Source organism: Bacillus salacetis (assembly GCF_049177075.1).
Classification (GTDB): Bacteria; Bacillota; Bacilli; order Bacillales; family Bacillaceae_B; genus Rossellomorea; species Rossellomorea salacetis_A.
Genome location: NZ_CP185377.1, coordinates 713,979 through 739,093, shown reverse-complemented (window position 1 = coordinate 739,093; position 25,115 = coordinate 713,979). Strand labels below are relative to the sequence as shown.

23 protein-coding genes, 1 pseudogene and 1 riboswitch are annotated in these 25,115 nt (G+C 44.5%); of the genes and pseudogenes, 13 read left to right on the top strand and 11 right to left on the bottom strand.

Translation table 11 applies throughout. The features are described from left to right. Positions 1 to 219 precede the first annotated feature (219 nt). The 3 genes and pseudogenes from ACOJQI_RS03750 to ACOJQI_RS03740 all read left to right on the top strand — a co-directional run bounded on the left by ACOJQI_RS03750 (position 220) and on the right by ACOJQI_RS03740 (position 3,533). Positions 220 to 894: an NAD(P)H-dependent oxidoreductase gene (locus ACOJQI_RS03750; RefSeq protein ID WP_421383706.1), complete on the top strand. Its 675-nt coding sequence runs from the start codon at positions 220 to 222 to the stop codon at positions 892 to 894. Positions 895 to 1,635: 741 nt separating this feature from the next. Beyond that, positions 1,636 to 1,818: pseudogene (locus ACOJQI_RS03745) on the top strand (KGG domain-containing protein); the annotation flags it as partial. Positions 1,819 to 2,084: 266 nt separating this feature from the next. Continuing rightward, the gene (locus ACOJQI_RS03740; RefSeq protein WP_421383704.1) at positions 2,085 to 3,533 is read left to right on the top strand and encodes an MDR family MFS transporter; all 1,449 of its coding nucleotides are present in this window, start codon (positions 2,085 to 2,087) and stop codon (positions 3,531 to 3,533) included. Positions 3,534 to 3,935: 402 nt separating this feature from the next. Here ACOJQI_RS03740 and argH read toward each other — a convergent pair whose 3' ends face one another. Together argH and ACOJQI_RS03730 are read right to left on the bottom strand one after the other, a co-directional pair. Continuing rightward, a complete protein-coding gene (argH, locus tag ACOJQI_RS03735; protein ID WP_421383702.1) occupies positions 3,936 to 5,312 on the bottom strand; it encodes an argininosuccinate lyase in 1,377 nt (458 codons plus the stop codon). Between the two features lie 39 nt (positions 5,313 to 5,351). After that, on the bottom strand, positions 5,352 to 6,599 hold the full coding sequence (locus ACOJQI_RS03730; protein WP_421383700.1) for an argininosuccinate synthase: 1,248 nt from the start codon (positions 6,597 to 6,599) through the stop codon (positions 5,352 to 5,354). A gap of 260 nt (positions 6,600 to 6,859) precedes the next feature. Between ACOJQI_RS03730 and ACOJQI_RS03725 the strand changes: the two genes are divergently transcribed. Together ACOJQI_RS03725 and ACOJQI_RS03720 are read left to right on the top strand one after the other, a co-directional pair. After that, a complete protein-coding gene (locus ACOJQI_RS03725) occupies positions 6,860 to 7,912 on the top strand; it encodes an NAD(P)/FAD-dependent oxidoreductase (RefSeq protein ID WP_421383698.1) in 1,053 nt (350 codons plus the stop codon). A gap of 149 nt (positions 7,913 to 8,061) precedes the next feature. Continuing rightward, positions 8,062 to 8,325 (top strand): hypothetical protein, encoded by a 264-nt coding sequence (locus ACOJQI_RS03720; protein WP_421383696.1) that lies wholly within the window; start codon positions 8,062 to 8,064, stop codon positions 8,323 to 8,325. 16 nt (positions 8,326 to 8,341) lie between these two features. Here the strand turns inward: ACOJQI_RS03720 and ACOJQI_RS03715 are convergent, their stop codons facing one another. From ACOJQI_RS03715 to ACOJQI_RS03700, 4 genes are all read right to left on the bottom strand, one after another. Beyond that, a complete protein-coding gene (locus ACOJQI_RS03715) occupies positions 8,342 to 9,379 on the bottom strand; it encodes a ribonucleotide-diphosphate reductase subunit beta (protein ID WP_421383694.1) in 1,038 nt (345 codons plus the stop codon). Positions 9,380 to 9,398: 19 nt separating this feature from the next. After that, on the bottom strand, positions 9,399 to 11,639 hold the full coding sequence (locus ACOJQI_RS03710) for a ribonucleoside-diphosphate reductase subunit alpha (protein WP_421383692.1): 2,241 nt from the start codon (positions 11,637 to 11,639) through the stop codon (positions 9,399 to 9,401). 20 nt (positions 11,640 to 11,659) lie between these two features. Continuing rightward, on the bottom strand, positions 11,660 to 12,127 hold the full coding sequence (locus ACOJQI_RS03705; protein WP_421383690.1) for an acyl-CoA thioesterase: 468 nt from the start codon (positions 12,125 to 12,127) through the stop codon (positions 11,660 to 11,662). 161 nt (positions 12,128 to 12,288) lie between these two features. Beyond that, positions 12,289 to 12,474, bottom strand: a riboswitch (cobalamin riboswitch). A gap of 162 nt (positions 12,475 to 12,636) precedes the next feature. Continuing rightward, on the bottom strand, positions 12,637 to 13,161 hold the full coding sequence (locus ACOJQI_RS03700; RefSeq protein ID WP_421383688.1) for a helix-turn-helix domain-containing protein: 525 nt from the start codon (positions 13,159 to 13,161) through the stop codon (positions 12,637 to 12,639). 159 nt (positions 13,162 to 13,320) lie between these two features. Between ACOJQI_RS03700 and ACOJQI_RS03695 the strand changes: the two genes are divergently transcribed. Continuing rightward, positions 13,321 to 14,373, top strand: a complete 1,053-nt coding sequence (locus tag ACOJQI_RS03695) for an ATP-binding protein (protein ID WP_421383686.1) — start codon at positions 13,321 to 13,323, stop codon at positions 14,371 to 14,373. A gap of 16 nt (positions 14,374 to 14,389) precedes the next feature. Here the strand turns inward: ACOJQI_RS03695 and ACOJQI_RS03690 are convergent, their stop codons facing one another. Continuing rightward, positions 14,390 to 15,277 carry a GNAT family N-acetyltransferase gene (locus ACOJQI_RS03690; protein ID WP_421383684.1) on the bottom strand — a complete coding sequence of 296 codons (888 nt, stop codon included), beginning with the start codon at positions 15,275 to 15,277 and terminating at the stop codon, positions 14,390 to 14,392. Positions 15,278 to 15,532: 255 nt separating this feature from the next. Between ACOJQI_RS03690 and ACOJQI_RS03685 the strand changes: the two genes are divergently transcribed. Both ACOJQI_RS03685 and ACOJQI_RS03680 read left to right on the top strand, forming a co-directional pair. Next, positions 15,533 to 15,976, top strand: coding sequence for a S1 domain-containing RNA-binding protein (locus tag ACOJQI_RS03685; protein ID WP_421383682.1), 444 nt, complete (start codon positions 15,533 to 15,535; stop codon positions 15,974 to 15,976). 266 nt (positions 15,977 to 16,242) lie between these two features. Next, positions 16,243 to 16,410, top strand: a complete 168-nt coding sequence (locus ACOJQI_RS03680; protein ID WP_421383680.1) for a hypothetical protein — start codon at positions 16,243 to 16,245, stop codon at positions 16,408 to 16,410. 154 nt (positions 16,411 to 16,564) lie between these two features. On the opposite strand, the gene ACOJQI_RS03675 is transcribed toward ACOJQI_RS03680, so the two are convergent. Next, positions 16,565 to 17,098, bottom strand: coding sequence for a helix-turn-helix domain-containing protein (locus tag ACOJQI_RS03675; protein WP_421383678.1), 534 nt, complete (start codon positions 17,096 to 17,098; stop codon positions 16,565 to 16,567). A gap of 219 nt (positions 17,099 to 17,317) precedes the next feature. Between ACOJQI_RS03675 and ACOJQI_RS03670 the strand changes: the two genes are divergently transcribed. The 3 genes from ACOJQI_RS03670 to ACOJQI_RS03660 all read left to right on the top strand — a co-directional run bounded on the left by ACOJQI_RS03670 (position 17,318) and on the right by ACOJQI_RS03660 (position 19,791). After that, positions 17,318 to 17,719, top strand: a complete 402-nt coding sequence (locus ACOJQI_RS03670) for an anti-sigma regulatory factor (RefSeq protein WP_421383676.1) — start codon at positions 17,318 to 17,320, stop codon at positions 17,717 to 17,719. A 212-nt stretch (positions 17,720 to 17,931) separates the two neighbouring features. Then, the gene (locus tag ACOJQI_RS03665) at positions 17,932 to 19,041 is read left to right on the top strand and encodes an aminopeptidase (protein ID WP_421383674.1); all 1,110 of its coding nucleotides are present in this window, start codon (positions 17,932 to 17,934) and stop codon (positions 19,039 to 19,041) included. A 198-nt stretch (positions 19,042 to 19,239) separates the two neighbouring features. Then, positions 19,240 to 19,791: a flavodoxin family protein gene (locus ACOJQI_RS03660; protein WP_421383672.1), complete on the top strand. Its 552-nt coding sequence runs from the start codon at positions 19,240 to 19,242 to the stop codon at positions 19,789 to 19,791. Between the two features lie 84 nt (positions 19,792 to 19,875). Here the strand turns inward: ACOJQI_RS03660 and ACOJQI_RS03655 are convergent, their stop codons facing one another. Then, positions 19,876 to 20,019 (bottom strand): hypothetical protein, encoded by a 144-nt coding sequence (locus ACOJQI_RS03655; RefSeq protein WP_421383670.1) that lies wholly within the window; start codon positions 20,017 to 20,019, stop codon positions 19,876 to 19,878. Positions 20,020 to 20,256: 237 nt separating this feature from the next. Between ACOJQI_RS03655 and ACOJQI_RS03650 the strand changes: the two genes are divergently transcribed. Beyond that, the gene (locus tag ACOJQI_RS03650; protein WP_421383668.1) at positions 20,257 to 20,784 is read left to right on the top strand and encodes a YhcN/YlaJ family sporulation lipoprotein; all 528 of its coding nucleotides are present in this window, start codon (positions 20,257 to 20,259) and stop codon (positions 20,782 to 20,784) included. A gap of 52 nt (positions 20,785 to 20,836) precedes the next feature. Here ACOJQI_RS03650 and ACOJQI_RS03645 read toward each other — a convergent pair whose 3' ends face one another. Next, on the bottom strand, positions 20,837 to 21,685 hold the full coding sequence (locus ACOJQI_RS03645; RefSeq protein ID WP_421383666.1) for a neutral zinc metallopeptidase: 849 nt from the start codon (positions 21,683 to 21,685) through the stop codon (positions 20,837 to 20,839). 150 nt (positions 21,686 to 21,835) lie between these two features. On the opposite strand from ACOJQI_RS03645, the gene ACOJQI_RS03640 reads away from it, so the two are divergent. Then, a complete protein-coding gene (locus tag ACOJQI_RS03640; RefSeq protein ID WP_421383664.1) occupies positions 21,836 to 23,299 on the top strand; it encodes an amidase in 1,464 nt (487 codons plus the stop codon). Positions 23,300 to 23,399: 100 nt separating this feature from the next. On the opposite strand, the gene ACOJQI_RS03635 is transcribed toward ACOJQI_RS03640, so the two are convergent. Beyond that, positions 23,400 to 25,112: an ABC transporter ATP-binding protein gene (locus ACOJQI_RS03635; protein WP_421383662.1), complete on the bottom strand. Its 1,713-nt coding sequence runs from the start codon at positions 25,110 to 25,112 to the stop codon at positions 23,400 to 23,402. Positions 25,113 to 25,115: the final 3 nt, after the last annotated feature.

The following is a 25,115-nucleotide window of genomic DNA, read 5'->3' as shown; positions in this document are numbered from 1 at the left end:
CTTCTATACCAGAAGCAAACCATTCTATATTTCCCTCTTATTATTAAAAAGAAACAGCAAAACTGTTTCGGTTACCGTAACAATTTTAGCTTTATTGCAGTTTTGAAACAATCAATATGCATTGGTAATATGCGTTTTCAGGTTTGAGCTCAATGACTGAATGGGAATCCTACATTATGTTACTTTATTAACGAACCAATCAAAAAGGAGATGTCAGAAGTGCAAAACAAAGACAAATTGAAGCAGGATATCCTTGACGCCTTTCATTTTAGACATGCCACAAAGCAATTTGATCCCGATAAAAAGATTCCTGAAGATGATTTCCGTTTCATCTTGGAAACAGGACGCCTTTCTCCAAGTTCCTTCGGTTTCGAGCCTTGGCGTTTCCTTGTCATCCAGGATCCGGAGCTCCGGGAAAAAATAAAAAACACTTCCTGGGGTGCATACACCAAGCTGCCGGAAGCCAGCCATTTTGTCATCTTTCTTGCCAGAACCAAGAAAGATACCAGATATGATTCTGAGTATCTAAAAGATCAACTAATCAACGTTTCCAAGTTCCCTGAAGATATGCTTGATAAGTTTCTTGGCAGAGTCGCAGAGTTTCAGAAAGATGATTTCAAGCTTCTGGATGGAGACAGGCCGCTTTATGACTGGGCATCCAAACAAACCTACATAGCACTGGCGAACATGATGACAGCTGCTGCCCAAATCGGGATCGACTCCTGTCCGATTGAAGGTTTCAATATAGACAAAATGAACGCACTATTGAACGAAGAAGGTTTGCTCGAAGACGGACACTTCAGCATTTCTGTCATGGCTGCATTCGGCTACCGCGTCGAGGAACCACGCCCTAAGACAAGAAGACCTTTCGATGATATCGTGAAGTGGATATAAGGAAGGGTCCTGTGCTTTTGAGCGCAGGGCTTTTTTTGTATGAATATTTAAATGTAGTCATTCAACCTTGGACATTCTGCTGCTCAAAGAATTTTTAAAGGACTTTAATTTACCCTTTTCTAGCTTAGCTTCCTTTAAAACCTCTTTGTAGGACTTTAATTTTCTCTACTCTAATTTATCTTCCTTTAAAACCTCTTTATAGGCCTTTAATTTTCTCTATTCTAATTTATCTTCTTTTAAAACCTCTTTATAGGACTTTAACTTTCTCTATTCTAATTTATCTTCCTTTAAAACCTCTATATAGGACTTTAATCTTCTCTATTCTGATTTATCTTCCTTTAAAACCTCTATAAAGGACTTTATCTAAAAGAATGTTGTTTGAAGCACATTGCTATTTTTATATACGTGGGTTGATTGGAGCGGAAGCTGTGCGATCTCCTGCGGGACTAGCGGGACAGGTGAGACCCCGCAGGCTAATCCAGCTGCAGCGGAAATCAACTCCCCCGTTTAAATCTAAAAAATTTCTGAATAAGAGCCTACCTTAAAGACACATTAGAACCTGGTAGTTATTTCCACCTTGTTTAAAGAGAAGAAGAAGGGGAAGAAAGAAGCAAAGGCAGAATTAAGTATCTGTCATTTAAAGTTGCTGGTGTAACTCGTCTTAGTGGAAAATCAAATTTCTAATTTTAAGGAGGAATTACAATGGCTAGAAACAACAATAATGACAACAACAACAAAAACATGACGGTGGAAGAAGCAGGACGCAAAGGCGGAGAAGCTACTTCAAGAAACCATGACAAGGAATTCTATCAGGAGATCGGCCAAAAAGGCGGAGAAGCAACATCTGAGAATCACGACAAAGAATTCTACCAGGAAATCGGTGAAAAAGGCGGAGAAGCCCGCAGCCGACAAAACGACAACGACAACAACAACCGATAATAATAAGCAGCCGAAGAAGCCTGTACCTTTGTGTACAGGCTTCTCTGATTTTATTTACGGATTTATCTTCTTTGTTCCCTTTCAATTACCTTCCTTCCCCTTAAATGCTTTGATTTTTCTCCAAAAAAATTTTCCCTTCCTATTTTAATAGGTGATTTTGATTTTCTTTTAAGTCCCCATCACTTGAGAATTTCTTTCAAATGAACGATTATAGATAGGTGTATTTCAAAGTTTTATTAATGGAGGAGATTATGGAAACCAAAATAAATTCTAAAGCCATACTAATTACGTTCATGATAGGTGCTTTCTTCGCCATATTGAATGAAACTCTGTTGAATATCGCTCTGACAGAGTTAATGAATGTTTTCAATATTGATGCCCCTACAGTTCAATGGATGGCGACCGGGTTCATGCTTGTCATGGGGGTTTTGATGCCGATTTCCGCCCTGCTTATTCAGTGGTTCACAACCCGGCAGATGTTCATCGGGGTCATGTCAATCTTCCTGCTGGGAACCATCATTGCCGCTTCGGCCTTTAATTTCCCTATGCTGTTGACGGGAAGGATGATACAGGCAGTAGGAACCGGACTCTTGATTCCGGTCATCTTTAATGCCCTTCTTCTTTTGTACCGGCCTGAAGTCCGCGGTAAAATCATGGGAACCTTCGGGCTTGTAATCATGTTCGCTCCAGCGATTGGGCCTACCCTGTCAGGAGTCATTGTCGATTTCCTCGGCTGGCGCTGGCTGTTCATCACCGTAATCCCATTTGCTATATTTTCGATTTTGTTCGCTTTAAAATTTCTGCAGAATGTCGGGGAAGTGACCCGTCCAAGTGTGGATATCCTGTCAATCATTCTTTCGTCCATCGGGATTGGCGGTATCGTTTACGGATTCAGCAGTGCCGGGGAAGAAGGAGCCGGATTCACATCTGCCAGGATCATAACGATTCTTGCCATCAGTTTTATCAGCATCATCGTGTTTACGTTCAGGCAGCTCAAGCTTGAACAACCCTTGCTTGATGTCCGGGTATTCAAATATAAAAGCTATGCAAGAGGCATTATTATGTTTGTCATTGTCATCATGGCAATGTTCGCTTCCGAAATCGTAATGCCGATGTACTTACAGGGTCCTCTTGGCTATTCGGCGAAAGTTGCGGGCCTTCTGCTGCTCCCCGGTGCCCTGCTGAACGGTCTGATGTCGCCGACAATGGGCGCACTATTTGACAAATATGGTCCCAGGAAACTGATCATACCGGGAACTCTTACACTGGTAGGAGTCATGATCTTTTTCAGCAATATCAACCCTTCTGTGCCGATCTGGGCCTTCATCCTGGTATATATGGTCTTGATGCTGTCCATTTCTGCAATCATGATGCCGGCTCAAACCAATGCCTTGAATGAATTGCCGAAGAATCTGTATCCACATGGGACGGCGATTGCCAACACGCTCCAGCCAATCGCAGGGGCACTGGGGGTTTCAATCTTTGTCAGTATCATGACCCAGGGACAGGCAAACTACCTGGAAGGCAAGGGCACTATTACGGCAGAAATCGCCAACAAAGCTATGACTTATGGTGTCCACCATGCCTACTGGTTTGCTTTGGCTCTGGCAGTCATCGCCTTTATCGTTGCACTCTTTGTCAAAAAGGCAGTTTCGCCGGACTTTGATGAGGAGAACAATCCTGCAGAAGGCGGAGCTTGATACTTCGGTCACTCTACTAAAAACGAACCCAAATGAAGTTGGGTTCGTTTTTTATTGCTGTCTTTTTCTTCTGGCTTTTGAATTCTAGAACCTCTCTAGGTGACTTTTCCCTTTAGAATCCTCTCACTTCGGGACTCTAGAACACCTCTAGATGCCCTTTGCCTTTAAAATCAACTCACTTTGGACATCTAGAAGCTCTCTAGACGCCTTTTCCTTTTAATATCCTCTCACTTCGGGACTCTAGAACATCCCTAGGAGCCCTTTGCCTTTAAAATCAACTCACTTCGGGCATCTACCCCCCCTCTAGATGCCCTTTCTCTCTAACATCCTCTCACTTCGGGACTCTAAAGACCCTTTAGAAGCCTTTCCCCCTAAAACCCTCTCACTTTCAGACTCTAAAGCTCAGCCCAATACCTTCTCCTCTGCCAGCAGAATCTGTTCCTTCACCTGCACCTGCGAGGTACCGCCGTAACTTTCACGCGCACCCACTACATGCTCCGGCGAGAGGACCCGATAGATATCCTCTTCAAACAAGGGGCTGAAGTGTTTGAACTCTTCCATCTTCAAGTCCAATAAGAACTTATTCTCCTGAAGGGCATATAAAACAATCTTACCGATGACTTCATGTGCGTCACGGAAAGCAACACCCTTGGTGACAAGATAATCAGCGATGTCCGTCGCATTAGAGAAATCCTGATTGACTGCTTTTCGCATGGTTTCCTTATTGACCGTCATGGTTTCAATCATTGGGGCGAGCAGCTGAAGCGAACCTTCCAATGTTTCAACCGTATCAAACATTCCTTCTTTGTCTTCCTGCATATCTTTATTGTAAGCAAGCGGCAGGCCTTTCAACACCGTCAGCAGGCTCACTAAATTGCCGTACACTCTCCCCGTTTTGGCCCGGAGCAGCTCCGGTACATCGGGATTTTTCTTTTGCGGCATGATGCTGGATCCCGTGCAGAACGAGTCATCCAGCTCGATGAATTGGAATTCCTGGCTCGACCAGATGACCATTTCCTCTGACAGTCTCGAGATATGAGTCATAATCAGGGAGCCAATTGATAAAAACTCGACAATAAAGTCCCTGTCGCTGACCGCGTCAATACTGTTCGGATACACCGTATCAAAGCCCAGCAGCTCGGCAGACCGCTGGCGATCAATCGGAAATGTGGTCCCTGCCAGCGCGCCAGCACCAAGCGGTGACCAGTTCACCCGTTTCAGACTGTCCTGAAGACGATCCTTATCGCGCTCGAACATCCAGAAGTAAGCCATTAAATGATGGGCAAACGAAACGGGCTGGGCCCTCTGCAAATGGGTATATCCTGGAATGATGGTATCCACATTATCTTTTGCCCGCAATAAAAGGGCTTCCTGGACAGAATTCACAAGCCGGATCATTTCTTTGGTTTTTCTGTTGAGATACAAATGCATATCTGTCGCGACCTGGTCATTGCGGCTTCTTCCCGTATGGAGCTTGCCTCCAGCCGGACCGATCAAATCGATCAGCTGCTTTTCAATATTCATGTGGATATCTTCATGCTCAACAGAGTACTCCATCTCTCCATTTTCAATCTTACTCTTAATCTTTAATAGTCCCTCAGTAATCAAGTCGACGTCATCGAGGGGGATGATGCCGGTCTCACCGAGCATTTTTACGTGAGCCAGACTTCCTTCTACATCTTCAAGCGCCAGCTTCTGGTCAAACGAAATGGATGCTGTAAATTCCTCTACCAGTTTGTTCGTTTCTTTAGTGAACCGTCCGCCCCATAGTTTCGCCATTATGAATTCCTCCAATAAGCTTTCTATCTTCTTGTAAAACTAGACTCCCAGACTTCCAACAGCAGTACTTTTTAAGACCTGGGACTCCTCATCTTCCTTGTTCACCTGTGAATACACTTTTGTGGTCAGACCCCACAGCTTGATGAATCCTGCTGCAGCATTATGGTCGAAGGCGTCCCCTTTTGAATAGGTGGCAAGCTCTTCATTATATAGGCTGTTGGCAGACTGGCGACCAGTGACAAAATGGTTTCCCTTATGAAGCTTCACGCGGATCTTTCCACTGACGACTTTCTGCGTTTCATCCACAAACGCCTGAAGCGCCTTATTCAAAGGTGAATACCATAAACCTTCATAGATGAGTTTTGCCATTTGGGCGTCTACTGTTGTTTTGAAAGCAGTGATTTCACGCGGCAGCGTCAGGAATTCAAGCTCCTTGTGCGCATTGATCAGGATGAGGGCTGCTGGATTTTCATACACCTCCCGGGATTTGATTCCCACCAGGCGGTTTTCAATATGGTCAATCCTGCCGATTCCATGCTTGCCGCCAATCTCGTTGAGTTTTTCAATAAGCTGAACCAGCTCCATTTTTTCACCGTTCAATGCAGTCGGAATTCCATGTTCGAAATCTATTTCTATATTTTCTGCTTCATCGGGTGTCAATTCAATCGGGCTGGTCCAGTCAAAGGCTCCCTCGGGTGCTTCTGCCCAAGGGTTCTCCAGCACTCCTGCCTCACAGGCACGGCCCCATATGTTCGCATCAATGGAGTAAGGATTATTTAAGTCGACCGGAATCGGTATCCCTTTCTCCTGTGCATACTCAATTTCCTCATCACGGGTCATCCCCCATTCCCTGACAGGAGCAATCACTTTCAAATCCGGTGCCAAAGCATTAATCGAAACTTCAAAGCGCACCTGATCATTCCCTTTGCCTGTACAGCCATGAGCGACAGCTGCAGCACCTTCCTGCTTAGCCACATCAACTAAGAGCTTTGCAATCAGAGGCCGGGATAAGGCGGAAGAAAGCGGGTATTTCCCCTCATACAAACAGTTCGCTTTCAGGGCCGGAATGATATAATCCTTTGCCAGCATTTCTTTTGCATCCACCATATACGCTTTAACGGCTCCCACCTGGATTGCCTTATTCTTAATAAAATCGAGATCCTTCCCTTCACCGACATCCAACCCCAATGCAATGACGTCATACCCGTACTTTTCTTGGATCCATTTTATAGAAACCGATGTATCAAGTCCTCCGGAGTAGGCCAAAACAATCTTTTCTTTTTCCAATTGCCACGCTTCCTTTCCTGATAAAAAATGAATTAAAATTTATTATACTGAATTTTTATACATTTGCAACCTCATTTAGAATAATAGTTTAAAAGAACTCACTATTTTTTATACAGAAGGTTGAATGTTTATTTCTCCTTCAGTAAATAACCGTTGATAATGATTATCAGTTTCGGATACAATGGGATTATATATATCAAACATTCTATTGGGGGAAAACCTCGATTCAATATAATTGCACAGAATAAGGAGAGGTCATTATGAACGGAATTGAATGCTTTGACGTCACCATCATCGGAGGAGGGCCTGCGGGACTTTATTCCGCTTTCTACAGCGGGCTGAGGGAAATGAAAACGAAAATCATTGAATTCCAGCCCCAGCTGGGAGGCAAAATTCATGTTTACCCTGAAAAGATGATCTGGGACGTAGGAGGGTTGACGCCTACTCCAGGGGCCAAACTGATCGACCAACTGGTGGAACAGGGACTGACCTTTAATCCTGAAGTCGTCCTTAATGAAAAAATTGTCTCTATCACACGGGATGAAGACGGCCTCTTCCTTTTGAAAGCGGCATCAGGCAATATCCATTACTCCAAAACGATCATCATTGCGGTTGGCAGCGGAATCCTGCAGCCGCAGAAACTCAATATTGAAGGGGCAGACCGATTTGAAATATCGAACCTGCACTATACAGTAAAGTCCCTTAAATATTTTAAAGACAGAACAGTCATCATTTCCGGGGGAGGAAACTCAGCGGTCGACTGGGCAAACGAGCTCCTCCCCATCGCCAAGAAGGTATACCTCACTTGCCGGAAAGATCAGCTGAGCGGACATGAAGCTCAGGTTACACAACTGATGAACAGTTCAGCAGAGTGTATCATGAATAGCTCCATTTCTAAACTGATTGCGAAAGACGGCGAGGATGTCATCGAAAGAGTGGAAATAACAAACAAGGTTTCAAATGAAACTACCAGCCTGAATGTAGACGATGTCATCATTAACCATGGTTTTGACATGGATAGCTCCCTGCTCAAGGAAAGCGAGCTTAACATTAAAATGATGGATGACTTTTATGTGAAAGGATCGGTCATGGGCGAATCATCCATCCCCGGCATCTATGCAGCAGGGGACATCCTGAAACATGACGGCAAGCTGAACCTGATTGCCGGTGCATTCCAGGATGCAGCCAATGCCGTAAATAAAGCGAAACAATATATCCAGCCGGAAGCCAATGCTTTTGCGATGGTCTCGTCCCATAATGAGGCCTTTAAGAAACGAAACAAAGAGCTTGTGCGGCAGCTGGTGAAAGGATGATGAAAAGGCGTATTCCCTGATGGGGGATACGCCTTTTTTGTGGGTTGGGATGTGCCCGGCTCAGATTCCCCACCCCGGTACTTCCCAGCCTATACACATCCACCCGCTTATGCATAGGCTGACATTGTATAGAAAAGGAGGTGGCACCCATGCCCAAATATAGAAAGAAACCCATTGTTGTGGAAGCTGTGAAGCTCACAAGATCTATTACGATTGAAACATCCAATGGCACCATGAAGGGACTCCCGGGAGATTATCTGATTACAGACAAAGATGGAGAACACTACCCTTGTGATCGAGATCAATTTGAAGCCGAATACGAGCTCGTTAAGGGACAGATGTATTTTAAAGAAATGCTTCTAAAATCCTTCAGGTTAATGAAAACAAAAATGTATAAAGCTAAACAGTCGTAACATATTAGGAAAACAATTAAAGCTCATCAAATCCATTCGCATCGGATGTTTTGGTATACTGCCTCGATTTCTGCTCAAAGAAGTCTGTTTTGCCCAGGTCGACTTCCTGATAGGCGACAATCCACCTCAGCGGATTGGTCCTGTGTCCTTCGAATGGTGCCTCGAATCCCATTTGTTCCGCTCTTCGGTTGGCCATGAATTTGATATAAGCTTCCAGGTCGGACATCAGCAGGCCTTCAATGTTATTGCCGATGATCTGTCGGCCCCATTCAATTTCGAGTTCTGCAGCCTGGCGGAATGATTCCTTGCCGAACGTTTTCAGTTCTCTAGTATCGTATTCGGGGTTTTCGCGAAGGACCTCTTTGAATATTTTTTCAAACAGTCCCACATGCAATTGTTCGTCCCTGTTGATGTAATTGATCATCGTGGAGGTGGCGACCATCTTCTGGTTGCGGGCAAGGTTGTAAAAGAAGGCGAATCCTGAGTAGAAAAAGAGTCCTTCCAGAATGACATCATACACAATGGAGTGAAGCAGATTTTCAACATTCGGGTTTTCCACAAACCCTTGGTAGCCGTTGGTGATGAAATCATTGCGCTTTCTCAATGTCGGTTCCGTTCTCCAATAATCAAATACTTCATCCTGCTTGTTTTTTGAGACGATGCTTGAAAGCACATAGCTGTAAGAGTGATTATGCACCACTTCCTGCTGTGCGAGGATGATCATCAGCGCATTCAAGCTTGAGTCTGTCAGATAGTCAGCAACCTTTCCGGCATAATCCGTCTGGATGCTGTCCAGCAAGGCAAGCAGGCCGATCACCTTCAGAAAGGTATCCTTCTCCTGGTCCGTCAAGTTCGGAAATTGCTTGATATCCTTGGACATGTTGATTTCAAAAGGGGTCCAGAAGTTGCCGAGCATTCTTTTATATTTCGGGTAAGCCCAGGGAAAGCGCACATCATCCCAGTTTAATATATTGGAACTTTTCCCGTTGATGATGCCGGTAGAAGCGTTTGGGGCATCTGAATCTATCAGTTTTCTTTTCTCTATATTCATCATGTTTCATCCGTCCTTTCTTTCAGCTATGGCAGCTTTCACAATCATCGATGTCTGCATTGGATGTCGAGCGGACATAATAGGTCGTTTTCAAACCGGATTTCCATACATCCAGATGAATATCAAGCAGGGCTTTTGCCTTGATATCATTACGCACATAAAAATTGAATGATATCGATTGGTCAATATGGCGCTGGCGCTTGGCATTTTGCTTGATGCTCCAATGCTGGTCGATATTATAGGCCGTTTTGTAGTACCAAGTGGTATGCGGCGACAAGTCCGGTGCTGTTACCGGAATCTTATAGTCTTTCTTTTCCTCCGAATATTCCAGTCGGAAGATAGGGTCGATGCTGGCAGAAGATCCGGCAATGAGCGATGTCGAAGAATTAGGCGCGACAGCCATCAGATAGCCGTTACGGATGCCGTTCTGCCGCACTTCTTCCTTCAGCTCCAGCCATCTGGAAGAATCGTAGTCTCTCGTCTCAAAATAACTGCCTGTCGACCATTCCGAACCTGGAAAATAAGGATAAGCCCCTTTTTCTTTTGCCAGGTTTGAGCTTGCTTTTACCGTATAGTAGGCGATATCTTCATAAAGGGCATCACAATAGTCAACTGCCTCATCGCTCTCCCACTTGATTCCTTTCAGGGCGAGCAAGTGATGCCAGCCATAAGTTCCAAGCCCGATCCCGCGGTATCTTTCATTCGTGAGCTGAGCCTGCAGGACCGGAATTTTGTTGATATCTATGACATTATCAAGCATCCTGACGGCAATCGTGATGACTCTTTCAAGTACACCCGCTTTGACGGACCTCGCCAGGGAAACAGATGATAGATTGCACACGACATAGTCGCCCGGCTTCTTATAGGTGATGATTCTACCATCTTCCACCAGTTCTTCTTCCATGACCGTAGGGCTCATATTCTGCGTGATTTCCGTACAGAGGTTGCTGCAGTAAATCATTCCTTTGTGCTGATTTGCGTTCATTCTGTTGACAGTGTCGCGGTAAAACATATAAGGCGTTCCCGTTTCAAGCTGGGAGATCATGATCGACTTGAACAGCTCGATCGCCGGAACCGTTTCACGGGACAAGTCGAGATTGAATACACACTGCCAATACTTTTCCCTGAAAGAGCCCTCACCTTGCTTTTCATCATAGTAATCTTCAAGGGAAAAGCCCATGACCTTTCTCACTTCATGCGGATCAAACAGATGCCACTCCCCCCTGTTTTCCACCTGCTCCATGAACAGGTCGGGCAGGCATACCCCGGTAAAAAGATCATGGGTGCGCTGGCGTTCATCGCCATTGTTCAGCTTGGCATCGAGGAACGAAAAGATATCCTTATGCCAAACATCCAGGTAAACAGCGATGGCCCCCTGCCTTTGGCCGAGCTGATCCACGGAAACCGCTGTGTTGTTCAACTGTTTCATCCATGGAATGACACCGGAACTGATTCCTTTAAAACCTTTAATGTCACTCCCACGGCTTCTGATTTTCCCCAAATAAAGACCGATTCCCCCGCCGTTCTTGCTCAAGGTTGAAACATCTGTGTTGCAGTCATATATGCTTCTCAAGTCATCTTCCACCGTATCAATGAAACAGCTCGACAGCTGCCCGTAGCTTTTACCGGCATTCGCAAGTGTAGGCGTTGCGACTGTCATGTATAAATTTGAAAGAGCCCAATAGGCCTCTTGAATCAATTGCATGCGTTTCTCTTTCGGTTCATCCGCTAAAAGAGTCATGGCTATAATCATAAATCGTTCTTGCGGCAGCTCGATAAAGCTCCCGCTATGGGACTTGGCCAAGTATCTTTCCGCCAAGGTGACAATTCCTATGTATGTGAATAATCTGTCCTTTTCGGGATCGATCATTTTTTCCAAAGCCTCGATTTCTTCTCTTGAATACTGCTGAAGCAGGCGCTTGTCATAGATGCCGAAATCTTCGAGTAGGCTGATCAACTCGTAGAAGGATCCATATCCTTTCGATGCTTCTGTGCCTCTTGCTTCTGCACTCAGCCGGTATAGCCTTCGCAAATAGATATCAGCTGCCACATAGGTCCAATCGGGTTCATTACTGCTGATTCTTTCTACAGAAGCCAGGATCAATATATTTTCAATTTGCTCTTCCGTCATATCTTCCTTCGCTTCTATTGTTTGGATCACCTTTTGCTCATATGCCTCAAAGGATAGGCCCGCATGCCTGTCCTTCAATTCCCCAAGCAGCATCATTGCTTCTTGCTTATGATTTTCAGTCATTAATTCCATATCAACATCCACCTATCTTTCTATTGATTTCTCATTTCCATCCGGCGCTGCTTTCGGATCTGTGCTGTTTTCAGCAGCCTCTCTTCTTCCTCTGTCTGCGGGATGACACCCGGGACTGGTACTGGAAGCCCGCCCTCATCCTTAGCCACCATTGTTAAAATCGAGGTGGTTGTAAGTGTTTTGCTGCCTGTTTCCAGGTCCTCGCTTTCTACTTTCACAAACACTTCCATTGATGTCCGTCCCGTGGAGATGACACAAGCTTCCAGTGTCAAAATATCGCCGACTTCAGCCGAGGAAAGAAAATTCACCGTATCAATCGATGCTGTCACCACGACTTTCCTGCTGTGCTTCATCGCAGCGATAGCTGCAATCTCATCAATATAGGACAAGACGGTACCTCCAAAGATGGTTCCCATGTGGTTGGTGTCCGGCGGAAGTACCAATCGGGTAACGGTAGTTCTCGATACATGTGACGATAAAGCTTCCATTTTTCATTGCTCCTTTTACTTTCGAAGTTGCTTCAATCTGAAAAATGGGAATAAAAAAACCCATCACTAAGGATGGGTTCATCAAACGTTGATAAATTAATAGACAATCGGTTCAGGCCTACCAATGTATCCTCGTTCTACCTTCCCAATTCCCGAAGAAGATAAGACGCTATAAACATGGCAGGTCTCCTGACTTGTGCTTCAGCCTACTTTAAGTCCTTCCCGTCTCTTTATGAAGACAGTGGTCGTCACTTATTTCGTCAGCACTTACAGTTGCGGGGACAGTTCCGGATTTTCACCAGATTCCCTATTAAGTCTATTCAGACACCATATTTACCGGCATTACACAATATGTAGTTGTTGTTTTTCTCAAAAGACACATAATATTGTGTTCTCTTTTTAGATGATAAAGGAAACTTGGAAGGATTACAATAGATTTGATTTATAAAATTTTTATTGTTTTGGTGAAGGGTAACAAAAAAGCATACCACCTGTAAAAAGAAGGTATGCTACTCCATTTCCATGGAAGAGGTGGCCACTCCGATGATTTTCCCGTCTTCGTTTTCCAAAGGCTGAGCAAACACATCATAGGATAACGAACCATTTGACAACGGGAAGCGGATTTTTCTTCTGAGAGTGGTCCTGCTCTCAAGAACATCCCGCTTCAACTTCTCCAGGGCCCGTGTCCCCTCATTATCGTCTATTTCGGTGTCCGTTTTGCCAATGACTTCTGCAGGGTCAAAATCCGAGTGTGGATTATAGATCCACGTATATCTTTGATTTCTGTCACAATGAGCAAGAATCATAGGTGAATTATGTAAGGAGAACAGGAAAGGATTTTCATCCATTGAAAATGCAGAATAATGAAATTCCAGGGTATTGGCTATCTTTTTGGCCACATCCTCACTTGGCTTCCGCTCTCCATTTTCAATTTGCGCATAGTAAGAGCGGTCAATGAAGGCTTTATCTGCTATTTGCTTCTGGGTATATTTTCTAATTTTTCTTAAAGTAATCAACCATGACCTTTTCGACAAGAGACAGACTTCCTTTCTGGTCCGTAAAGAGTGTGGCTTTTTTGCCACATCTTTCATTATCCTATAATTAGTACACTTTCGTCACGTGGCTTTTTTGCCACAAAGGTTGTTCCTTGCCTCATCCATCCCACATGGTAAAATATAGGCGGAGGAGATTTAATGACCAACCACGTTGATTTTTCCCATTTAATAGATGATAGTCGTGATGCGCAAGTCGTAATGAAGTCGGGGAATATTTTATATACCAACCAGGCTTTCATTGACCTTTTGGGTTTCCAGGAGGCCAAGGAGATTCTTGGCCGTGACATTTCCGGCCTCATACACCCTTCCTCCCAAAAAGAAGGATTGGTACACGACTTAAGGGCAATGTGCGGAAAAATAGTACCATTTAATGAGCAGAAACTGATCAGTGCTGATGGCAGCATTCTGGATGTTGAAATCATGGGAGCTCCATTCCTTCACGTCAGAGAGGTCCTTGTCCTTGCCATCATCCGCGATTTGTCGGCTGCCAAGAAAAGTGAAGAGCTGCTCAGGCAATCCGAAAAGCTCTCACTTATCGGAGAATTGGCTTCCGGTATCGTTCATGAAATCCGGAATCCGTTAACAGCAATGAAAGGCTTCCTTCAACTTATGAAAAGCCATCCGAAACCCGAATACCTGGACATTGTAATGCGTGAATTGAAGCAGATAGAAGAAATTGCAAATGAGCTGCTTCATTTTTCTAAGCCTGCTGAACAGCATCTTACCAGGCAAAACATTTTGGCTATTGTCAAAGAAGCTGTTAATTTTTCCGGTGCCGAGTCATTCAAGCGGAATGTTAAGGTTGAGTTCTATCATGGTGATGAATGTGATATCGGGATCATCGGCAACAAGACACAGTTGAAACAGGTACTGCTCAACTTGATCAAAAATGGATTAGAAGCTATAACGACTGACGGAAAGATCAAAGTACATATCAGCAAAGACGATCATCAGGTCTACATACATATCAGTGATAACGGAGGAGGAATCCCGAAAGATCAACTCGACAAAATAGGGAAGTCCTTCTATACAAGCAAAGAGCAGGGAACCGGACTAGGATTAATGGTTTCCTTCAATATCATCAAGAGTCACAACGGCTCAATCGATGTCGAAAGCGAAGAAAATCTAGGAACAACTTTTAAAATCACATTGCCGTTGGCAAATGAAGAAGCCCTCCCTCTCTTACCATGAAAGGAAGGGCCTTTTTTCACTTTTTAATGATTTTATCATAGCGGATAAAATGTCTATTGATCTTCATGCCGACACTCTCATATACTTTCACAGCCCCGGTGCCGTTTTCCGAATCGACATTCAGGTCAATGACCGGCCGATGTTCGGTCTGTAAAGTGAAGAATGCTTGATGGAGGAGAACTTTTCCCAACCCTTTTTTCCTCCATGCCGGGCGGACACCAAGATGGGTGATTTCCGCATGGCGATCCGTGGATCTTTTACAAAAAACGAACCCTGCAATCTCTTCACCTTCCTTTAATAGCAGCCACAGGTTCGGATCAAATCCTTCGTGTTCCGTCCGTTTCAAAAACTCTTCCTGGGTGGAAGGACTATAACCATAATGAGTCTGGAAGCTCTCCTCAAAAGCCTGGTAGATCTCCTCTTCATCCCGGCTCAACTGAAAGGTCTCCATTGTGTAACCGCTTGGCAGTTCAGCTTCCATAACCGGGCTCTTACTCAAATCAATCTTCATGTTGAACCAGTACCGGACCGGTTGAAATCCATTTTCCTCAAAGAGTCTGTGTTCATATTCATTATTGGATGAAACCACAATAGTCCCTTCCTGTAGCGATTGACTCATTTTAGTAATCAGTTCTTTTTCAATCCCCTTAAACTGATATTCAGGATGTGCCGCCACGAGTGATGGATGGGTCGTTCCGCCGCTTTCAGTGACAGCAGCAAATCCAATGATTTTGCCATCCCCCTCAACCACCCATGTATGTGTATTCAAATCGGGAACAGCATTCAGGATTTGCCTTGTATCCCCTTCCGTCGTTTCTATTTCTCCGGTTATATTCAGGTCATATAGCTCAAGGACCCTGGTGATTTCTTTGACATCTGACATGCTTGCGCTTCTTATTATCATCTTATACCTCATTCGCATTTTTCTTTGACTCTCTTAAGTTCCATGTACACCTGAAGAAATCCTTTTTCAGGATGAGTAAAAAATGTAGGGATGTACTGCTGTTTTAAGATTAAAATTCTTTCAAACTGGTTAAAATTGTTTAGAATACACGATTTGACACATTATTCGGCCGTAAAGGCATGAATCACCATTAGATATTAACCAGGAAGTTTGTTATAATAAAGCGTTGTTACAATTATTAAGGGGGAACTTTTTTTGGCAATCGAAATAGGCAGCAAGGTCAAAGGTAAGGTAACTGGTATCACTAATTTCGGGGCATTCGTGGAATTACCCGAGGGCTCAACGGGACTCGTGCATATCAGTGAGGTGGCGGACAGCTATGTTAAGGATGTTAACGACCATCTTAAAGTAGGCGATGAAGTTGAGGTTAAGGTAATCAGTGAGAATGCTGGCAAAATTGCCTTGTCAATCAAAAAAGCGGTAGACAAACCAGAAGGATCTGGTTTCACAAAGCGTCCTCCTCGCCAAGGAAGAGACAGCAGACCGAACAAGGACTTCCGTTCTAAAGGAAACTTCAAGCCTAAGGAATCGTTTGAAGATAAAATGGCAAAATTCCTGAAATCCAGCGAAGAAAACCTTTCATCTTTGAAACGTAACACAGAAGGGAAACGCGGCGGCCGAGGCGGAAGGCGCGGATAACCCTATAGATGCACAATTAAAAGCGGAAGCGCCTTGATCAGCCCCGACAGGCATAAGACGAGCCGGCGGGAAGGTTGCTCTTTAACCTTCTTGACGGATTGGCTTATGACCCGAGGGGCTAGGCGCTGGAGCTGGATACAGAAAACAATATTTGTATTTTTATTGTTTTCTAAACATGGACAAAGGCAAGCGTATGCTTGCCTCCTTTATTTCTCATCTGTTTCCACAAGCCAGCAGCCAATAATATACTTAGAAAGGGTGAGAATATGGGAAAATGTCTATTCAATGTTGGTGAAGAAGTCAGTATTAAATCATCCAAGGAATCAGTTACGATTCTCAAGTCTCAATATATCAAAAATATGAAAAGGTATTCTTATATTGTAAAAGAATACCCGGGTACATTCTTCTTTGAAGAAGAATTACAGAAACGCTAAAACACCCTGATGGAGTCAGGGTGTTTTTTTTTGCTTTCTAAATAACCACTACTTTCAAAAGCGCATTATAAAAAGGCCTCAAATCTCTTATCTATCCGAATAATCTAGTCTCTATCGCAACCGACCTCATCCGTCAAAAATCGGGGCGTGACTGTCACTCTTCTTGTGTTATGTCCATAGAAGCTGTAACCGCACCTATGATTTTTCCACTTTCGTCGGTAAGAGGTTCACCAAAAACAAAATAGATCCTGTCCCCTTGCGGCTGGTCAAAGAGGATGATTCTCTTAATGGGCTTACCTTTTTCTATGACTTGTCTTTTTAATTCAACAAGCTCAGGAATTCCCTTGAATATCCCCAGTTCCTCATCTGTTTTTCCGAGTACTTCCTCCGTCAAGAACACTCCATTAGGATGGTGAAACCAAGTATATCGAAGGTTGAGGTCACAGTGTGCCACAACAATAGGGGCATTTTTCAAAGCCAATCCAAACGGCTCGCTTACTTTTCCTACAAAAAAGCGGGCAGGATTGATATCAAAAGTCTCCGCGATTTTCGAGGCCACTTCATAGCTTGGATTGCGGACGCCGTTTTCTATCTGAGAGTAGTATGCTCTGTTAATGAATGACCCAGCGGCCACACTTTCTTGCGTTAGTCCTCTCTCTTCTCTTAATTGCTTGAGCCATTCCCTCATTTTACTCCCCCCTGTAGTGACTTTCTCAAAAAACAGCACACTTGAAAAGTGGCTGCTTGCTACAATGAGTTTATTACTTTTACCTGTATGTTACATTAAGTGTAATGTAACAAGCACAGGCAAACAATAAGCCGGTATTCACCTATTTTTAGAAGATTATCCCTTTTACCTTTTATTGTTAACAGCCAAAGAAACGGAAAATAGATTGGAGGTATGAAAGTGGAAATGTTGGCAACCATTTCAATCATGAATTTGGAAGACATTGCATCCGCCAGAAACTTCGCAAGGGATTTTTCAAAGCAGATCGGCTTCGGTATCCTTGACCAGACAAGGATCGTGATAGTCGTAAGCGAACTTGCCAGGAATCTGTATTTATATGCCCATCAAGGCCATATCATCCTGTATAAGCAGCAAACCTCCAATAAAACAGGGCTCAGAATCTATACGGCCGATTCAGGACCAGGGATTGTCGATGTCCAAAAAGTGATGGAAATCGGATACTCAACTTCCGGCGGTCTCGGAGCAGGCCTTCCAGGCGTGCAGAACTTGATGGACGAATTCTCCATCAGCTCTTCAGCAGATGACGGAACCCGGGTCAATACAGTCAAATGGTTAAAATGACATAGCCCCTTACACCCCTCTCCCACATATTACCCTATACTTACAACACATATCTTCCTTTACCTTAAGGACAGATAGAAAAATTAAAAAATCCACGTATTGAATGTGCTAGAATAAATGAGGACGCAGTATATTTACTATACACATCACCTTAATTGATTGCTTTAACTGGTGATATCTCTTTCCATTTTTCACAAGGGGGTTTTTTATAAATGGACTCAAGAATACATACACTCGCCAAAACCGTTGTCCAGTACTCGCTGAATGTCCAAAAAGGGGAAAAAGTACTGATTGAAGCCCTGGATGTTCATGATTATGATTATATCGCTCCGTTTATGGATGAAGTTTTTAAAGCAGGCGGACAGGTTTTCGTTGAACAAACGGACTATAGAATCAATCGTAAAATGATGCTTTCCGGAACAAAAGAACAGTTTGAGCTGGATGCAAAACACAAGCTGGAACAAATGAGAGAAATGGATTCAGTGATTCTGATCTTAGGGGAAAACAATATCTCAGAGTATGCTGATATCCCATCAGATAAAAGGAATACGTATCGCCAGGCCTACAAGCCAGTGAGTGATGAACAGCTTAAAAAGAAGTGGGTTCTGTTCAACGTGCCGACCAAAGCATATGCCCAGCTGGCCGAGATGAGTACGGAAGCTTACACGGACTTTCTCTATGAAACATGCACAATGGATTACAGCAAAATGTCAAAAGCGATGGATGCGCTTGTCGATCTGATGAATCAAACAGAACAGGTTCGAATCGTTGCACCAGGGACAGACCTTCGCTTCTCCATACAAGATATGCCTTCCATTAAATGTGACGGCAAAATCAATCTCCCTGACGGCGAAGTGTTTACGGCTCCTGTCAAGGATTCAGTCAATGGAAGGATCACCTTCAACACAAAATCGATTTATGCCGGGCAGACTTTTAATAATGTCCAGTTTACTTTTGAAAATGGGAAGATCACCGATTGCCAGAGTGACAACAACGAAAAGCTGAACGACCTCCTGGATTCTGATGAAGGTGCGCGCTTCGTCGGTGAATTTGCTCTTGGAGTCAATCCTTATATCAATAACATCATGAATGACATCGGATTTGATGAAAAGATCAACGGGAGCCTTCACATCGCAATAGGGGAAGCCTACGAGGTAGCTGATAACGGAAACAAGTCCTCCATCCACTGGGATATCGTATTGATGCTCAAGCCTGAATTCGGCGGCGGTGAAATTTACTTTGATGATGTTCTGATCAGTAAAGACGGGAAATTTGTCGTGGAATCGCTGGCTGGGTTGAATCCGGAGAATCTAATGAAATAGATGGCTGAGTTCAGCCGTCTTTTTTTTTGTGCCTGGCTCAATCCTCCCCTTTTGTGCCTGGCTCAACTTTTTCACGAATATCGAAGGATAGGATATAAGGGGATTTTGTGTTATTTTTGAACAGTATCCGGAACAGTTGGAAACAATATAGGCTATTGGAAATATACTACATATGAATAGAATGAGGAGTGTATGCTGATGAAGATTTTTGCTTTGCTGGGGAGCACAAGAGAAAACGGGAACTCGGAGTATCTGGCGAACAAAATCCTTGAGGGAACCGACCATACAGCCATCAAATTAGCTGAGAAACATATCGAGCCGATTATTGATATGAGACATACGGAGGAAGGCTTTTCACCAGTGAATGATGATTATGAAGAATTGGTCCGCCTCATGTTGGAGCATGACGTCCTTTTGTTTGCCACTCCCCTTTATTGGTATGGCATGAGCGGCCCAATGAAGAATTTCTTCGACCGATGGTCACAGTATTTACGTGATGAGCGTTTTAACCTGAAAGAGGAGTTGACGAAGAAGAAAGCTTATGTGGTCATCACCGGTGGAAGCAGTGCAAACATTAAGGGGCTTCCACTCGTACAGCAATTCAATTATATTTTTGAGTTTGTGAACATGGAATTTACGGACTATATGATCGGTGCCGGAGTAAGACCGGGAGATATAATGAATGACCTTCCTTCCCTGAAAAAAGCAGAACGGTGGAATAAACAATTCAGGGACTCAGCCTCTTTGTAGGTACGTGCTTTAGGAATTCATTATAAATATGTATACAGTCTGAGAGGCGCAAAACCATCATCTGGTTTGCGCCTCTCTATTTTTTCAGCCCCCAAAATAGTTCTGGGCTTTGGCTCTTTCCTCTTCCTGGATAATGTTCTCACGATCTTCAAACGTCTTCCTTCTAGGCCTGAGTAAGTTAGCGATGACTGAGAAAAATAATATCAACCCAAAAATCCACCACAACATTGTGAGTCCTCCTTATTCATGTGACCTCATCACAGCAGAACCAGATTCAATTGGTGACCTTATTATTATTTTACCATAAAACGGATTTTTTATCTGTATATTCAAAATTTTCAAGATAAAAGGGCTGTCTCCGAACAGGCAATCCGCTTCCAACATCGTTGTTTTTCTTTTAAGATGTATAGTTTTTTGCTTACCGTAAAATCTAACATTGTAATCTAATTTGTTGGAGGGAAAGATATGAAAAACCTTAAATTCATGTTCACTGTTTTAACAGGACTGGCCTTACTTGCAGGATGCGGTATGGCTAATGGCGGGAATGAAGCGGGCGATAACAATCTTCAGACTCAAAATGTCGGCTATAATAATAATGGGAATAACGGAAACAACGCTGACAATGGAATGTTTGATGGCAATGGAAATAACGGCGGGCAAAGAATGGAAGTTGCCGACCGCGCAGCGAAAAGGGTCAATGATCTGAAAGAGGTACAACAGGCGAATGTCATCGTAACGGAGAACAACGCTTTTGTTGCTGTCATGCTGGAAGGCAATGAAGAAGGTGAAGTCACAAAAGAAATTGAAAAAAAGGTTTCTAAAGCTGTAAGAGAAACGGATCAAGATATCGAAAATGTTTATGTATCTTCCAACCCTGACTTTGTGGACCGGATGAAGAATTATGGTAACGACCTGCAAAACGGAAAGCCTGTCGAAGGGTTATTCGAGGAATTCAGTGAAATGACTAGAAGAGTATTCCCGAACGCAAGATAAGAAGAAGATCCCGCATGAAATCATGCGGGATTTCTTATTGACAGGGCCGGATTTACCGTAAGCCTGCAGCTTCAAACGTGTCGCCGCCTTCTATGGTCCCGTTTTGGAAACCTTTAGAAAACCACTTTTTCCTCTGTTCCGAAGTTCCATGCGTAAAACTTTCCGGAACGGCATACCCCCTTGCCCTTTTTTGAATGGTGTCATCCCCTACCGCACTCGCGGCGGTCAAGGCTTCATCGAGGTCTCCTTCTTCGAGGAGGTCCATCCCCTGTGCATGGTGGGCCCAGACACCAGCATAATAGTCAGCCTGAAGTTCAAACCGGACAAGGTATTTATTAAATTCCGCCTCACTGAGCTGATTACGGAGCGGCATGATTTCATCACTGGTACCAAGCAGGGTCTGCACATGATGGCCGACTTCGTGGGCAATCACGTAGGCCATGGCAAAATCACCCGGTGCCTGGAATTTTTGCTGCAGTTCATTATAAAAGCTCAGGTCGATATAAAGTTTCTGATCGCCTGGACAATAAAACGGACCCACTGCAGAGCTTGAAGTCCCGCAAGCTGATTGAACACTGTCCGTATACAGAACAAGGGTCGGCTCTTTATAAGTCATCCCCTGTTCTTCAAAAATTTCTGTCCAGACTTCTTCTGTATCTGCCAGTACAACCGAAACGAAATCAGCCAGCTCTTCTTCCTGTTCAGTCCCCTGGTAAGACTGGCTTGTCTCTGTTTCCGTCCCACCGAAGTTGTTTAACAATGCGCCGGGATCACCGCCAAGAAAGGTGAACAGGAGAATCAAAACTAATCCGCCTATCCCTCCCCCTGCAGCTATCGTTTTTCCGCCCATCCCGCGGCGGTCTTCTACATTAGAACTGCCTCTTCTTCCTCTCCATTTCATTATTTGTCCTCCAGTGTATATTAGTATAGTATCTGTTATACCCCGGATTGAAGGAAATATTTCTTTTAAACAAGAAAGAGGGATTCCACTTCCATTAATAGTATACTATCGTTAGAGATTTAATTTTCCCATCAGAAAGGAACGAACGTCATGATCAATCCTAAATTGGAAAAACTTAAAAATGACTGGCTCATCGATGCCACAATCGAGGATATCCAGAAAAAATTACATAACAACGAAATCAGCTCGCAGGACCTGGTGCTGATGTATTTTGATAGAATCGCCGCGGTCGACCAATCCGGTCCAAGGATTAATTCGATAATTGAAGTCAATCCCGATGCCCTGCACATTGCCGCTGCACTTGATTTTGAAAGAAAAACCAAAGGCAGCCGCGGGCCTCTGCATGGAATCCCTGTTGTCATCAAGGATAATATCGACACAGGCGATAACATGCATACGAGTGCAGGATCGCTTGCGCTCGCAGAATCTTATGCGAAGGAAGATGCATTTTTAGTGAAACAGCTGCGCGAAGCAGGAGCTATCATCATTGGAAAGACGAATTTGACCGAATGGGCCAATTTCATGGCAGAAGAGATGCCGACCGGCTACAGTTCACGAGGAGGCCAGGTCCTGAATCCTTATGGTGCTGACTTCATGGTCGGAGGATCCAGTGCCGGTTCGGCGGCGGCCATTGCTGCAAACCTTGCTGTGGTTTCAGTCGGTACAGAGACGTCCGGTTCCATCTTGAGCCCGGCAAGCCAAAACTCACTTGTCGGAATCAAGCCGACTGTTGGATTGATCAGCCGTTCGGGCGTCATCCCGATCTCCCACACCCAGGATACTGCGGGCCCGATCGCACGTACGGTTACGGATGCTGCCCTTCTGCTTCAGGCATTGCAGGGAGTGGATGAAAAAGATTCCATTACAGCAGCTAATGAATTATCGGAAACCAAATACACTGATCACCTTCTTGAAAACGGGCTGAAGGGTAAAAGGATTGGCATAGCCCGCAGCACCTACTTTGATTACCTGGATGAGTCCAAACTGGAAATCATGAATGCCGCTGTCGGGAAACTGGCTGAACTAGGAGCAGAGGTCATCGATGCCGTCGAGATTCCGTCTACCGATGCAGACTGGGATATCAACGTCCTTCTTTACGAATTCAAGTCCGGGATCAATGCTTACTTAAAAACAATTGACCCTTCCGTGGGTATACGTACTCTCAGCGATATCATCCGGTTTAACAATGAAACAGGTGAACCTGCCTTGAAGTACGGCCAGAAGGTAATGGAAGAATCCGAGGAAACCAATGGGCTGTTGGATCCTGCTTATCTCAAGAGCCTGGAAAAAGATCAATACCTGTCCAAGGAGAATGGAATCGATGCAGTCATGAAGGAGCACGGATTGGATGCCATCGTATTTCCTAACAACTTTGGTGCCATGATCCCTGCCAAAGCGGGATATCCTTCCATCACGGTACCTGCCGGTTTCACTTCTGAAGGAGAACCGGTCGGCATCACCTTCACCGGCGGCGCATACAGTGAACCTGCTCTTATCGAAATTGCCTACGGCTATGAACAGGGCACGAAACACCGCAAGCCGCCGCAAGCTTAGATGCTTAGTGACAGTCACCACCCGGTTTTTGTCGATTAATCTGGAATGAAAAAAACCTGCCGCATGCTATGTGGCAGGTTTTTTATATTCGGGTAAAATTTTAATGCTGATGAGCATGCAGTTTGGCAAAGATTCCGTTTTCTGTGGACAGCAGCTCCGCATGGGAACCATCTTCCGCTATCCCATTTTCCGTGATGACCATAATCCGGTCAGCCTTTTTGATGGTTGCCAGACGGTGGGCGATAATAAGCGTCGTTCTGTCTTTTGAGAGATCATTCAGTGCTTCCTGGATAATCGCTTCTGTTTCGGTATCAAGTGCAGAGGTTGCTTCATCCAGGATCAAGATCGACGGATCCTTCAGGAACATACGGGCAATGGCCAGCCTTTGTTTCTGTCCGCCGGAGAGCTTGAGCCCTCTTTCTCCAATCTGCGTGTCATACCCGTCAGGAAGAGAAGCAACCAGCTCAGTCAGATGTGCTTTGCGTACAGCCTCTTCTATGTCCTCCTGTGAAGCTCCCAGTCTGCCATAAGCAATGTTCTCCCGCAGTGTCCCCGTAAATAGGAAGACATCCTGCTGCACAATGCCGATGTTGGCACGAAGGGACTCTTTTGTCATGTCCCGGATGTCCATTCCATCAACCGTAATGACTCCGGCCTCTACATCATAAAAACGCGGAATCAATGAGCAGATCGTTGTTTTTCCTGCCCCCGAAGGACCGACAAACGCAACGGTTGTTCCCGCTTGAATGGAGAAAGACATGTCATTCAGGATGGTGCGATTGTTTTCATAACCGAAGCTGACATTCCTGAAGCGGATATCCCCTCTCAGGGCAGGAACTTCAATAGCATCGGGTTTGTTTTCGATATCCGGCTCTTCGTCCATTAGTTCCGAGAACCTCCTGAAACCGGCCATCCCTTTCGGATACAGCTCCAGGAGGGCACTGATTTTATCGATTGGCTTAAACAGCGCATTCAGATAAAGAATGAAAGCGACAAGTTCACCATATGATAGTTCGCCTGTAAAGCTGAGCCATGCCCCGTATACCAAAATGGCCAGCGTCATCAATCTGGTCGTGATGTAGATTCCGGACAAGTTCCAGCTCATCACCTTGTATGCCTGAAGTTTCGATTTACGGAAGAACATGTTATTGACATTGAATCGCTCTTTTTCATACTCTTCATTAGTAAAAGACTGTACGACCCGTGCTCCGGAGACACTGTCTTCAACCCGTGAATTCACATCGGCAATGTTTCCATACATCTTCGTCCAGGCTGTATTCATCTTAATGTTTGAGTAAGAAATCAGCCAGATCAGGAACGGAACGATAATGATGGCAACGAGCGCCAGCTTCACATTGATTGTCAGCATGATCCAGAACGCCCCGACAAACGTCATGATGGCGATAAAGAAATCTTCCGGCCCATGGTGGGCAAGCTCACCGATATCCATAAGGTCATTGGTGATCCGGCTCATGATATGTCCTGTTTTGGTATTATCAAAAAAACGGAATGACTGGCGCTGCACATGATTGAACAGTTCACGGCGCATATCCGTCTCGATGTTGATTCCGAGCTTATGCCCCCAGTAGTTCACGACAAACTGCATCCCGGAACTCATGATATAAAGGGTCAGGAGCCCGGCACTTACTGCCGTGATGTGGGCCCAGTTCCCATCCGGAAGCAGTTCATCAATAAACCAGGAAACCGCCAGCGGAAATCCAAGCTCCAATAGCCCGACCAGCATCGCACAGAAAAAGTCTATGTAAAACAGCTTTTTATGAGGGCGGTAATAGCTGAAGAAACGCTTGATCATAGA